Raw genomic sequence first — 11,812 nt, forward strand, 5'->3', positions numbered from 1 at the left:
GAACAAGCTGTGCAGCTTCAAGTCTGAACTCGGGAGAAAAATGACGCTTGGACATCGGACACCTCATCGTTGAGCGGTAGGGTACCGCTCCTTTGGGGATGTCCGGAATCATTAGGCCACATCAGTCCGCTTCGTCACATTGCTGACAACGACCTTGGCGGGTCGAACGAAATATGGCGCAACAGCGCCCCCATCCCGATTGCAGGCGCTTTTTTTGTGCCCGCATTTTCGAGTTATGGCGGGTTGCGCAGGAGCACCTTCGGGTGCGCCGGTTTCCTATTTCGCCGGTCCGCCAATCCTGTGCAACTCGCCACCCTTTCTGCTTGGCGGCAGCCGAAGGTAGCTTTCATGAGATAGGAGCTACAACCATGCACGTCTTCGATCTATCCAGAATCCGCCCTCCCCTTCATTCGCCCCTGAACAGCACACCCGCACCCACTTGACCGGCTTACCACAACAACAAAACGGATCTCGCCTGCCCAACGGGTAGCCGCGAGAGTGAACTGCATTCCAAGGCCATAGGCCGGGTGAACAACCAGCATGAAAAATCAAAATGGCGCACTGGCGCCAACGGAATCGGCTTGCCCGAAAAACACCATCGACCTGTTTTTTGTCGTCCACTCCAAGGTGTCACAGCCGTTGCTCGGCCCCTTTCCGACCGCTATCGATGCCGAGTGCGCTCGCCTGCTCATCGGCTGCGCTGATGCAGTGGTCGAGAGACGCGCGGTCACCTCAAGCGACGACTTCATTCACGGGCATAGCGTCAAGAACGGCAAGGTGCAACGCGTTTTCATCGGGGTCGGCAGCCCATGGGGGCGCGCATGAATCAGCCAGGCACGCGAATCACCTTCGATCACAAGCCGCGCATTTCAGCGCGCCCCGATCACGCCACCGACTACACCGGCAAGCAGCGCGGGAAGATGACGGCGATTGCGTGGCATCGTCCAAGCCGCTCGGGGAAAGCCACGGTGTGGCTGTGTCGTTGTGAGTGCGGGCGGTATGAGTATCGGCGGCCGGGTACGTGGGCAAGCCGGCCGCATCCTGAGGACAGGTGCGATGTGTGCCTGCATGCCAAGGGACCGAATGCCAGGCAAACGGCTCGGCAACGCGTTTTGCAGTGGGAGGATGATCTGCGCTGTCTGGGTCTGGGCGATGATGAAATCGCCCGATTGCAGGCGCCGGGGATGAACGTGGAGACCAAGGGCAGGACGATTGAGGAAATACGCGAGCAGATCGAAAAGGGACCTGGCTGAGTAACACCTTCTGACTGTCCACCCAGAGTAGACAGTCAAACCTATTCCAGCCGATTTATCCCGTCATGGCGAATCATTAATCTGTGCCCATGTTGAGCGACACCACTGATTAACGAACTTCAAAACCTCTCAGATAAAGGATCTACGCCATGACCGCACCGACTTACAACCGCCTGAACAAAGACGACGCCATCGTGCTGCTGGTTGATCACCAGACCGGCCTGATCTCGCTGGTGCAGGACTTCTCGCCCAACGAGTTCAAGAACAACGTGCTGGCCCTCGCCGATCTGGCGAAGTTCTTCGAGCTGCCGACCATCCTCACCACCAGCTTCGAACAAGGCCCGAACGGCCCGCTGGTACCAGAGCTGAAAGAAATGTTCCCGGACGCGCCGTACATCGCTCGCCCAGGTCAGATCAACGCGTGGGACAACGAAGACTTCGTCAAGGCGATCAAGGCCACTGGCCGCAAGCAGATCATCATTGCCGGTGTGGTCACCGATGTCTGCGTAGCGTTCCCGACCCTGTCGGCGCTGGCGGAAGGGTTTGAGGTGTTCGTGGTGACCGATGCTTCCGGCACGTTCAACGAGACCGTGCAGCAGGCGGCGTGGAATCGCATGAGCCAGGCCGGTGCGCAACTGATGAACTGGTTCTCGGTGGCCTGTGAGCTGCACCGCGACTGGCGCAACGATATCGAAGGTTTGGGCAACCTGCTGTCGCAGCGGATTCCGAACTACCGCAACTTGATGAATGGGTATGCGGCGTTGACGGCACGGTAAGGAGTCTTCGCGGCTGATGCCATGGATAGAGAGGAAAGCCTGAGATCTGTGGCTTTCCTCTCTAGATGTCATTCAACTCACCTCCAACGGCAGGCCCATTGACCCATTCACGGTTCTCTACTGATTGCGGCTTTGAATAATCCGAGGCGGCCAACAGCTCAGCCATGGAGTAGCGTGGTCTGGGCTTGGAACTGACCACAAGTCGACCATCTTCAATGGCCAGACTGACCCTTGAGCCGACCTTCAGATGCAACTGATCGAGAAATACAGGGGGAACGGCCAACATGACCGATCTACCGACTTTACGCAGAGTGGTTATGTGCACTGAGCATCTCCATAGACTCGACAAAGATTATCGAGATTATTGATTGGGCTTGTAGAAATCGTCCAAACACTGAAAATTTACGACTGTTAGCGCAGCCGGTTGTCCGTGTGCGACCCAGACCAAGCGCGCTTCGGCCACTCATTCCAGTATCCACGACACCACCGCCACGATCAGCGCCACGCTCATGACCAGGAACAGCACGCACCACACCAGCCGCCAGATAAAACTGCAGACGCGCCGCCACAGCGGCCGGTTGGAGTTCCAGCGGGAAGGGCTGATGTCGAGCAGGTCGAGCAGTCCATCGCCCAGGTCGCCAATGTCACCACTCATGCGCGCACTCTTCCTTTTCCGGGTTGTACCTTGCGCAGTCCGCGCGTTTGCGTGCCGTGGGCGGCGGCCTTGAGCAGGCGCTGAAAGGTCGGGCATTGGCCATGGTCGGGTGCCGGGCAAACGGCGGCATGGCGCAAGCCGTTGCTCATGGCCTTGAGGCGGCGAATGGTTGCGTCCAGTTCATCGGCCTTGTTCAAGAGCAGTTGCCGGTCGATGTTCAACTGGCCATTGGCGGCGAACATCAGGCGGATTTCATCCAGGCTGAAACCCGCCGACTGGCCGAGGCTGATCACAGCCAGTTGCTCGATGACTTGCGGTGCAAAACGGCGTCGTTCGCCTGGCGGGCCGAGCGATGCAATCAGGCCCTTTTCTTCATAGAAGCGCAGCGTCGAGGCCGGCAGCCCTGAGCGCTTTACCACCTCGGAAATATCCATCGCCCTGCCCCTTGACCTCAAGTTCACTTGAACGTGCAGGCTGGCCTGAAACCATTCACAGGTCAATCCGACGGGGCACTTATGACGCAACTGACACACAACCTCATGCTCGCAGCAGGCATTGGCATCGGCGCGACGATGATCATGGACCTCTGGCTGATGCTGCTGAAACGGCTAGGGCGCAAGACGTTGAATTTCGCCTTTATCGGCCGCTGGGCCGGGCATGTGTGGCGCGGCAAAGTGGTCCATCGGGCGATTGCCCAGGCCGCACCGATTCAGGGCGAACTGGCCCTGGGCTGGCTGCTGCATTACCTGACCGGCATTGCCTTTGCCGGGCTGTTACTGGTCGTGGCTGGCAATGACTGGACGCTGAACCCCAGCCTGTTGCCGGCTTTGATGCTGGGTATCGTCACGGTAAGTGTTCCGCTGCTGGTGATTCAACCGTGCATGGGCGCGGGGTTTGCGTCGCGTAACACGCCCACGCCGCTGCGTAATTGCCTGATGAGCACAGTCAATCATGCGGTGTTCGGGATGGGGCTGTATGCGAGTGCGCTGGCAATAGCCGCTTGCTTTTTACATTAGCGCTAATGTAATTTCGCGACATGACTGAACGAACCCATCCAGGCCTGGGCGAACTGCTGCGCTATGTCGGCGAGCTGGTGGACCACGGAGCCGAAGCGCACTACGCGCAAATGAACCTCAATTATCGGGCGCGCTATACGCCGGTGCTGCGCGCAATGCAGGCCGGCGCCGGCACGGTGACCGAGATCACCGCCCGCACGCACTTGACCCAAGGCGCGATCAGCCAGGCGGTGGCGCAGATGGAAGGCGATGGCCTGATCTGTCGTTATCGCGCCGAAGACGGCCGCAAGAGTCGCCTGCACCTGACCGACGCCGGCAAAGCGCTGGTCGAGCGCCTGGAGCAGCATTGGCGAGCGACCTTTGCCGCCATCGAGACGCTCGAAAAAGAGATTGGCCACCCGCTGCGCCGCGCGTTGCAAGACGCCGCCAGTGCCTTGCAACAGCATGATTTTTCCAGGCGTCTGTCTGACGCCAAGCTTCGTCTGCCGCCAGGAGACAGCGTCAATGAGTAAAACCCCGAAGACCTCCAAGAACTGGTTCGATCAGGGCGGCCAGGCCTATGCACGCTTTCGCCCTGAATACCCGCCGACGCTGGCCGCATGGCTGGCGTCGATTGCGCCGACTACGGCGCTGGCGGTGGACGTCGGTTGCGGCACCGGGCAACTGACCGAGCCATTGGCGATGCACTTCACTCAGGTACTGGGGCTTGATCCCAGCGCCGATCAGATTGAACACGTCAGCTCACGCGGCAACCTGCTTTACCAATGCGCCCCGGCAGAACGCATGCCGTTGGCCGATGGCAGCGCCAGCCTGATTACTGCCGCGCAAGCGGCGCACTGGTTCGATCTGCCGGCGTTTTATAACGAGGTACGGCGTATCGCGGCGCCCGGTGCGGTGCTGGCTTTGATCAGCTATGGCGTGCTGAATCTCGACGATGAACTCGATGCGCGTTTTCAGCAGTTTTACTGGCAGGAGATTGGCCCGTTCTGGCCGGCCGAGCGCAAGCTGGTCGACAGCGGTTATGCGACGCTGGATTTCCCGTTCGAGCCGTTGAGCGCGCCGCCGTTGCAGATCCGCCTGGAGTGGAATCTGTCGGCTTTTCTCGGTTATGTGTCGACCTGGTCGGCGGTGCGTCAGGCCCGTGAAACCGGGCAAGAGGCACTGCTGCAACGCTTTGCCGAAGACCTTGCAGCACGTTGGGGAGATCCTGCGAACACACGGCCGGTGGTCTGGCCGATCAATATGCGCGTGGGCCGGGTAGATGCCTAGAGCCATTTGCCATCGCGCGTCTGGCACGGTAGTCTCAGGGCCATGACTCTGTTGCCGCTGACCTCGACCACTACCACCACGACCGCCTCTGGCGGGTCGCGTGCGGTGTCGTGAGTCAGTAACTACACGATACCCCCAAGGCCCCGCCAGCGATGACGGGGCCTTTTTATTGCCCGCGTCGCCGGCTTTCATGCAAGGAGACGCACCATGCACGCACTATTAATTCTGGATATGCAAGTCGGCCTGTTTCATGGCCCGGAACCGATCTGGCGCAGCGAACAGTTACTGGCCACGATCAACGATTTGCTGGGCAAGGCGCAGCGGGCCGGCGCGCCGGTATTTCTGGCCCGCCACGTTGGCCCGCCGGGTTCGCCGATCGAACCGGGCAGCCCGTTGACGCATCTGATCGATGAGTTGCCATTGGCAGGCGATGAAACCGTGTTCGAAAAAAATCGTCCCAGCGCGTTTGCCGGTACCGATCTGGCCGCGACACTCAAGGCGCAGGGCGTGCAAGGCGTCGTAATCGTCGGTCTGAAAACTCAGTACTGCGTGGACAGTACCTGTCGGGCGGCGCGTGATCTGGGCCTGGACGCGGTGTTGATCGAGGAAGGCCATAGCAGTTGCGACACTGCGCTATTGAGTGCAGAGCGCATCGTTGCGCATCACAACGCGACGTTGGCCGGCGCCTTTTGCCGGGTAGTGCCTGCGCGGGACTGGCAGTTTTCCTGAAACCTGACTACAGCCCGTTGATCAAGCGCTTGACGTTCTGGACCATGACTTCGATCTCGAACGGTTTTTCGTACACGGCCACAAACAGGTCCGGACGTGAAACGCCCAGGTGTGCCTGGGCGCCGCTCATCAGGATGATCGGCACGTTCTCGAACTGTTTGTTGGCCCGCGCCGCTTCCGCAAACTCGATGCCATTCATGCCCGGCATCATGTAATCGGTGATGATCAGCTGTGGCCGCTCACGGTCCAGAACGCTCAATGCCTTCTGGCCGGTGCCGGCCGTCACGGTGAGGTAGCCCTCATCCTCCAGCGCGAAGCTGAGGATCTCGGCGATCAGGTATTCGTCATCGACGATCAGAATCGTGCTCATATCAAGCCCACCCCACGCGACAAGTCATGAGCGGGATGACGGTTGAGCAATTGCGCCACTTTCGTCGTCGGATACATGAGAAAAAGCCTTGCGAACGCCTATGCCCTGATGACCTATCACGAGCTCGAGAAGGGCAGGATCATAATTACTGTCCCTGACTTTAAGGATGGACAGGTGCCGTTTAAGTTCAGAGTCTGTTTCAGCGAACCGGACCAGCAGCAGGTTATCGACGATGCCGGACAGGTCGGAAGCCGGTGCGTCGACCACCTCGCCAAGGATGCTGCGCACCTCCCAGGAGGCCAGAACAGTGACGTTTCGGCTGCGCAGCTCGCCCATCAGGGCCGTGTACAAATCAAGAATCCTGGATTTGTCGGCGGCCGTTCTGGCCATGCCGCCGAGGCTGTCGATAAACACGCGTTTAATCGATTTCTGCTCGACCAGGCGCAGCAGTTCAAGCGCCAGCTTGTCGATTTTTTCGGTGGTCGGCGAGCGCCACAGCAGGGTCAGTGCGCCGGACTCTTCCAGCGGCTCGAAAGCAAACCCCAGAGCCTTGGCTTTCAGGCGCAAGCGCTGCGGCGATTCGTAGAAACCGAAATGCAGCCCCGGGGCTTCAACTGTCGATTCGGACAGAAAGTTGATCCCGAACGAGGTCTTGCCCGACCCGGACGGTCCCATGATCAGCGACACCGAAGACGACATCAGGCCGCCGCTGATGAAGGGGTCCAGCGAGGGAACGCCGCTGGGGATGATCGAGATTTCTGCACTGTCGCGCATCGGCGAATGGGTAATGGTGCTTTCCAGGCGTGGGTAGACGACCATGCCGTCATCGGTGATCTCGCACTCATGGCTGCCCGACAACGCGGCGCTGCCACGGGTCTTGCGCATCTTGATGCGGCGCACCTGACGCGTACCGACCAGCTCTTCACCCAGTTCAAGCACACCGTCGACCATCGTGTGTTCCGGACTGCCGTCGTCGAGCTGCGAACTGGTCAGGAAGAACACCGTGCAGCCGGCAAAGGCGGCATGGCCTTGCAGGTCGGAGATAAAGCGCTTGGTGTTGAGCGGCGAGTCGGCCTTTGAGCGGGCATTGAGCAGCCCGTCGAGGATCATGACCGTGGACTTCTGGCGCGATATTTCACGGCGCAGCAGCTTGACCACTTCATCGAGCCCTTCGTTTTCCATGGTATCGAAGGCGCTGATGAACTGGATTTCTTCACCGATCCGGGTCTTGTCGAAAAAGCTCAGTGTCGACAGGAATTGAAACAGGCGTTCGTGGGGTTCTGCCAGCAAGGTGGCGAACAGCACCCGACCGCCATCGCGCACGTGGTTGAAACCGATCTGGTTGGCCAGAATGGTTTTCCCGGAGCCAGGGCGTCCTTGAATGATGTAGGAGGATCCTGAGACGAACCCTCCCTTCAGCAGCTCATCAAGTCCTTCGACTCCGCTCTGAAGGCGTTTTAGCTGGTTCAAGATCAAATTTCCCCCGGTTTCGGCCGCGTAAACACGATAATTCGACGCACGCACAAAATGCGCATTCTGGCCCTGTTACAAGTGCTTCTCAACCCTGATCGACATTTGATACATCAGCCATGTTGCCGGCAGGCGCGCCATCTGGACAAACGAATGGATAAACAGCGTTTAAACATCCAAAACACTATAACAACAGAACGAACTGAAAGTTTCAGCCCGCCCTGGACACGGCTAGAGTACTGCCCACCTTCAAGGAGATCGCGGCATGACGATTCATATTGGCCTGGTGCTGTTCCCCCATCTCACTCAGCTTGATCTGACCGGTCCTGCCGAGGTGTTCAGCCGGCTGCCAGGCGCCACGGTGCATTTGTTGTGGAAAGATCTGGAGCCGGTGGCCTCGGATCGCGGCCTGCGCATTGTGCCGACCACCCGCTTTGACGAGTGCCCGCCACTGGAGGTGATCTGCGTGCCCGGCGGTCCGGGGCAGATCGCCTTGATGGAAGACCGGCAGACGCTGGACTTTCTGCGCCAGGTGGCCCAGACCTGCCCGTGGATCACCTCGGTGTGCACAGGATCGCTGGTACTGGGGGCGGCAGGCTTGCTCACGGGCTACAGGGCTACCAGCCATTGGTCGTCGATCGACCAGTTGGCCTTGCTCGGTGCCCTGCCCGTGGATGAGCGAGTGGTGCGTGACCGCAATCGCCTGACCGGCGCAGGCGTGACCTCGGGCATCGACTTTGCGTTGCAACTGGTCGAGATACTGGCCGGGGTCGAGGTCGCGCAGTCCATTCAATTGCAGATGGAGTACGACCCCGAGCCCCCGTATGCCGCAGGCTCACCCAAGGTGGCGCCCGAAGCACTGCTGGCCAGAACCCGCGAGCAGATTGCGCCATTTATTGCGCGCAGGCGTGAGGCGACGGTCAGGGCCGCGGCCAACCTTACACCGAACGGGTGATGCCACCGTCGACGCGGATATTCTGCGCGGTGATGTAGGCCGCGCCATCGCTGGCCAGAAAGGCGATGGTAGCGGCGACCTCTTCGCTGCTGCCGTAACGCTGCAGGGGCACGCTGTCGCGGCGTTGCTCGGTGGCCGGCAGGCTGTCGATCCAGCCCGGCAGCACGTTATTGATGCGCACGTTGTCCCTGGCGTAGGTGTCGGCAAAGATCTTGGTGAACGAGGCCAGGCCTGCGCGGAACACCGCCGAGGTCGGAAACAGGTCGCAGGGCTCGAAGGTCCAGGCGCTGGAAATGTTGATGATGACCCCGCCCTTTTGCTGCTGCATGATCGGCGTCACCAGGCGGCTGGGGCGGATGACATTGAGCAGGTAAGTATCGAGCCCGCGGTGCCAGTCTTCGTCGCTGATCTCCAGAATCGGCGCACGCGGCCCATGGCCTGCGCTGTTGACCAGCACATCGATACGCCCCCAGCGCGCCATCGCCAGGTCGACCAAACGTTGCAAATCGTCATTGGACTGGTTGGAGCCGGTGACGCCTACCCCGCCCAGTTCATGGGCCAGCGCTTCGCCCTTGCCCGAGGACGACAGGATGCCGACCTTGAAGCCATCGGCGGCCAGACGCCGTGCGGCAGCGGCGCCCATGCCACTGCCGCCGGCGGTGATGATTGCTACTTTTTCTACAGTCATTGATCTTTCTCCGCGATAGCTGAAAATGCTTTTACAAAATCAGCCTAGCACTCTGCTACACGTGGCAGAGAGAGCACTTTTCAACGTTGAGCCAGTAGAAAAACTACAGCCATGTCAGAAGACTTCGCCCAATTACCGCCGCTTAACGCCTTGCGTGTGTTCGAGGTGGTGGCCCGCCACCTGAACTTTCGCCGGGCCGCCGATGAACTGGGCGTTACCCAGGGCGCAGTGGCGCAGCAGGTCAGGAGCCTGGAAGCTCATCTGGGCATCAAGCTGTTCGAGCGCCTGCCGCGCGGCCTGGGCTTGACCGACGCCGGGCGCAGTTATCAGGCGAGTATTCGCCGGGCGTTCGAGTTGATGGTCGACGCCACCCGGATGCTGCGCCCGGAACCCTTGCACCTGACCCTCAGCGTCACGCCGACCTTTGCCTCAAAATGGCTGATTCCGCGCTTGCCGAACTTCACCGCCAGCCACCCGCGCATCGACCTGCGGGTATTGGCCACCGAACGGCTTTCAAGTTTTCAGAACGATGCCGTGGACCTGGCCGTGCGTTACGGGCGGCCGCCATTCGGGCCAGGGCTTGAGGCGCAGTGGCTGATGGAGCAGCGCATCGTTGCGGTGGCCAGCCCCGCGTTGATAGCGAGCGTGGGCGACCCGGCCTGCGCGGACAACCTGACGCGCTACACGCTGCTGCACGATGCGCATAACTTCTGGCCGCAATTGCTTGCCCAGGTGTTCGGGCAGCCGTTGCTGTCGGCGTCGCGAAACCTGCGTTTCAACCAGACCTCGCTGGCCATCGAGGCCGCCATCGCCGGGCAAGGTCTGGCCCTGGCCAGCGGTTTTTTCGTACAGGCCGATATCGAGGCCGGACGCCTGGTGCCCGTGCTCGACCAGGCACTGCACCTGGACGCCGGGTTTTATCTCGTCGCGCCGCGCAAGGCCCGGCGTCAGGCGCCCCTGGATCAAGTACGGCAGTGGTTGCTGGCGCAGGCTCGGGAGGTCGCACCGTTGTCACCGGATTGACGACAAAAATCCGCACAATAACGGTTGATTCCTTTATCGCCGGGCGTCGATGATAGCTCACCGCTATCAGCCGCTCGTTCAGGTCCGGCTGAAGCCCTGACCTGGAAAGGAATCCTGCCGACTTTGCCCTGCCTTTCAGGTGCCCGTATGTTCAAACCCACCCTGGCTCGCTGGCTCTCGATACGCCACTACCATCCGCTGATCTGGCGCCTGCTGCCCGCCATCGGCGCGCTGTCGCTATTGATCGGCCTGGGCGGCTATCTGCTGGTCAAGAACGCCCTGAGCCAGGATGCCGATGTGCAGCAGCGCTCACGCACGTTCATTGCCCGCACGATCGATCAGGTGCGCAATGAGGTGGGCCTGAACATCATCAACTACAGCAAATGGGGCGAGGCGTACAAAAACCTGCACATCAAGGTCGACAAGGTCTGGGCCGACGATCAGCGTAATGTCGGTGACATCCCGTTCGACCTGTATGGCTACAACGGCGTGCTGGTGATCAATGCCCAGGATCGTACGGTGTACGCGGTGATCGACGGCCAGGCGGCGAACGTGCAGGCCAGTGACTGGCTGCAAGGCGACCTGCACGCCTTGCTGGTGGCGGCGCGCGAGGCCGACCGCAACGACACCAGTGTCGTGCGGGCACTCAAGGTCGATGGTGTGGCCGCGCTGGCAGCGGCCTCGACGCTCACCCCCGGCTGGGACCCGACCATCGAGAAAACCCCGGGGCCGGCGTCGGTGATGATCTTTGTCTCGGTCCTGAGCCACGAAAAACTGGCACGCTTGAGTGAAACCTATGGCCTGCCGGAACTGACAGTGTCGTCACAGCCCCTGCCGGATCAACAATCGATGCCGTTGCTCGGCTCGCAGATTCAGCTCAACTGGACTCCGCCGACACCGGGCCTGTACCTGCTGCGCCAGACGTTGCCGCTGTTCATCGCCGGCGTGCTGGCGCTGATCGGCGTGCTGACGGTCTTGCTGCGCCACGCCATTGCGTCGGCGCGCCAGCTCGATGCGCAGTTCGCCGAGATTCGTCATCTGTCGCAGCATGACTTTCTCACCGGCCTGCCCAACCGCTATCGGCTCGATCAGTTTCTGACCCAGCACCTGCAAGGCAACGACGTCCAGCCGCTGGCCGTGCTGAGCCTGGACCTGGACGGCTTCAAGCCGGTCAACGATACCCTCGGCCATGCGGCGGGTGACCGGGTATTGCAAGAGGTCGCCCAGCGGCTGCGCACGCTGACACCGGTCGGCGCCATGGTTGCCCGCTTCGGCGGCGACGAGTTCGTCATGGTCTGGCCGAACGCGCCAGCGCTGGCGGACGTCGAGCATTTTTGCGCGCAGATCATCGAAGCCCTGCACTGCCCTTTCGACCTGCACAGCCGTCAGGTGTGTCTCGGCACCAGCATCGGCACCGCACTGGCGCCACAGCATGCCGACAATGCGGTGGAATTGCTGCGCATGAGCGACGTGGCGCTGTATCAAGCCAAATCGGCGGGGCGTAATACCTGGCGGGTCTACAGCACCGCGATGGAAACCCATCGCGGGCTGTAGGGGCGGCTGGGCGGCGGTCCGCTTTAGTCGCAAACCGCAGCGTCACCGTTCCCG

16 protein-coding genes are annotated in these 11,812 nt (G+C 60.8%); 10 read left to right on the top strand and 6 right to left on the bottom strand.

Features of this window, described 5'->3' with window-relative positions; genetic code table 11:
* The first annotated feature begins 540 nt into the window (after window positions 1-540).
* The 3 genes from ACYP2A_RS31550 (at window position 541) to ycaC (ending at window position 2,029) form a co-directional block, all read left to right on the top strand.
* Window positions 541-825, top strand: coding sequence for a hypothetical protein (locus ACYP2A_RS31550; protein WP_459749860.1), 285 nt, complete (start codon window positions 541-543; stop codon window positions 823-825).
* Entirely contained in the window at window positions 822-1,253 is a 432-nt protein-coding gene (locus ACYP2A_RS31555) for a hypothetical protein (protein WP_459749861.1), read from the top strand. Before ACYP2A_RS31550 ends, ACYP2A_RS31555 begins: the two co-directional genes overlap by 4 nt.
* 149 nt (window positions 1,254-1,402) lie before the next feature.
* The gene (gene ycaC / locus ACYP2A_RS31560; protein ID WP_459749862.1) at window positions 1,403-2,029 is read left to right on the top strand and encodes an isochorismate family cysteine hydrolase YcaC; all 627 of its coding nucleotides are present in this window, start codon (window positions 1,403-1,405) and stop codon (window positions 2,027-2,029) included.
* A 61-nt stretch (window positions 2,030-2,090) separates the two neighbouring features.
* On the opposite strand, the gene ACYP2A_RS31565 is transcribed toward ycaC, so the two are convergent.
* From ACYP2A_RS31565 to ACYP2A_RS31575, 3 genes are all read right to left on the bottom strand, one after another.
* A complete protein-coding gene (locus ACYP2A_RS31565) occupies window positions 2,091-2,354 on the bottom strand; it encodes an AbrB/MazE/SpoVT family DNA-binding domain-containing protein (protein ID WP_459749863.1) in 264 nt (87 codons plus the stop codon).
* A 138-nt stretch (window positions 2,355-2,492) separates the two neighbouring features.
* Window positions 2,493-2,684 carry a hypothetical protein gene (locus ACYP2A_RS31570; RefSeq protein WP_459749864.1) on the bottom strand — a complete coding sequence of 64 codons (192 nt, stop codon included), beginning with the start codon at window positions 2,682-2,684 and terminating at the stop codon, window positions 2,493-2,495.
* The gene (locus tag ACYP2A_RS31575) at window positions 2,681-3,118 is read right to left on the bottom strand and encodes a helix-turn-helix domain-containing protein (protein ID WP_459749865.1); all 438 of its coding nucleotides are present in this window, start codon (window positions 3,116-3,118) and stop codon (window positions 2,681-2,683) included. Before ACYP2A_RS31575 ends, ACYP2A_RS31570 begins: the two co-directional genes overlap by 4 nt.
* 81 nt (window positions 3,119-3,199) lie before the next feature.
* Here ACYP2A_RS31575 and ACYP2A_RS31580 point away from each other — a divergent pair, with 81 nt between their 5' ends.
* The 4 genes from ACYP2A_RS31580 to ACYP2A_RS31595 all read left to right on the top strand — a co-directional run bounded on the left by ACYP2A_RS31580 (window position 3,200) and on the right by ACYP2A_RS31595 (window position 5,698).
* Entirely contained in the window at window positions 3,200-3,700 is a 501-nt protein-coding gene (locus ACYP2A_RS31580; RefSeq protein WP_459749866.1) for a DUF2938 domain-containing protein, read from the top strand.
* Window positions 3,701-3,720: 20 nt separating this feature from the next.
* Window positions 3,721-4,212, top strand: a complete 492-nt coding sequence (locus ACYP2A_RS31585) for a MarR family winged helix-turn-helix transcriptional regulator (RefSeq protein WP_459749867.1) — start codon at window positions 3,721-3,723, stop codon at window positions 4,210-4,212.
* Window positions 4,205-4,969, top strand: a complete 765-nt coding sequence (locus ACYP2A_RS31590; RefSeq protein WP_459749868.1) for a class I SAM-dependent methyltransferase — start codon at window positions 4,205-4,207, stop codon at window positions 4,967-4,969. Before ACYP2A_RS31585 ends, ACYP2A_RS31590 begins: the two co-directional genes overlap by 8 nt.
* 207 nt (window positions 4,970-5,176) lie before the next feature.
* Window positions 5,177-5,698, top strand: coding sequence for a cysteine hydrolase family protein (locus ACYP2A_RS31595; protein ID WP_459749869.1), 522 nt, complete (start codon window positions 5,177-5,179; stop codon window positions 5,696-5,698).
* A gap of 7 nt (window positions 5,699-5,705) precedes the next feature.
* On the opposite strand, the gene ACYP2A_RS31600 is transcribed toward ACYP2A_RS31595, so the two are convergent.
* Entirely contained in the window at window positions 5,706-6,068 is a 363-nt protein-coding gene (locus ACYP2A_RS31600) for a response regulator (protein ID WP_459749870.1), read from the bottom strand.
* 24 nt (window positions 6,069-6,092) lie between these two features.
* Window positions 6,093-7,538, bottom strand: coding sequence for an ATPase domain-containing protein (locus ACYP2A_RS31605; protein WP_459749871.1), 1,446 nt, complete (start codon window positions 7,536-7,538; stop codon window positions 6,093-6,095).
* Between the two features lie 265 nt (window positions 7,539-7,803).
* Here ACYP2A_RS31605 and ACYP2A_RS31610 point away from each other — a divergent pair, with 265 nt between their 5' ends.
* Window positions 7,804-8,493, top strand: a complete 690-nt coding sequence (locus ACYP2A_RS31610; protein WP_459749872.1) for a DJ-1/PfpI family protein — start codon at window positions 7,804-7,806, stop codon at window positions 8,491-8,493.
* Here the strand turns inward: ACYP2A_RS31610 and ACYP2A_RS31615 are convergent.
* The gene (locus tag ACYP2A_RS31615; protein WP_459749873.1) at window positions 8,477-9,181 is read right to left on the bottom strand and encodes an SDR family oxidoreductase; all 705 of its coding nucleotides are present in this window, start codon (window positions 9,179-9,181) and stop codon (window positions 8,477-8,479) included. The genes ACYP2A_RS31610 and ACYP2A_RS31615 overlap by 17 nt on opposite strands.
* 111 nt (window positions 9,182-9,292) lie before the next feature.
* Between ACYP2A_RS31615 and gcvA the strand changes: the two genes are divergently transcribed.
* Together gcvA and ACYP2A_RS31625 are read left to right on the top strand one after the other, a co-directional pair.
* Entirely contained in the window at window positions 9,293-10,204 is a 912-nt protein-coding gene (gene gcvA / locus ACYP2A_RS31620; protein WP_459749874.1) for a transcriptional regulator GcvA, read from the top strand.
* A 147-nt stretch (window positions 10,205-10,351) separates the two neighbouring features.
* Window positions 10,352-11,758, top strand: a complete 1,407-nt coding sequence (locus tag ACYP2A_RS31625; RefSeq protein WP_459749875.1) for a diguanylate cyclase domain-containing protein — start codon at window positions 10,352-10,354, stop codon at window positions 11,756-11,758.
* Window positions 11,759-11,812 lie beyond the last annotated feature (54 nt).

This window comes from Pseudomonas sp. 3A(2025), assembly GCF_054589175.1.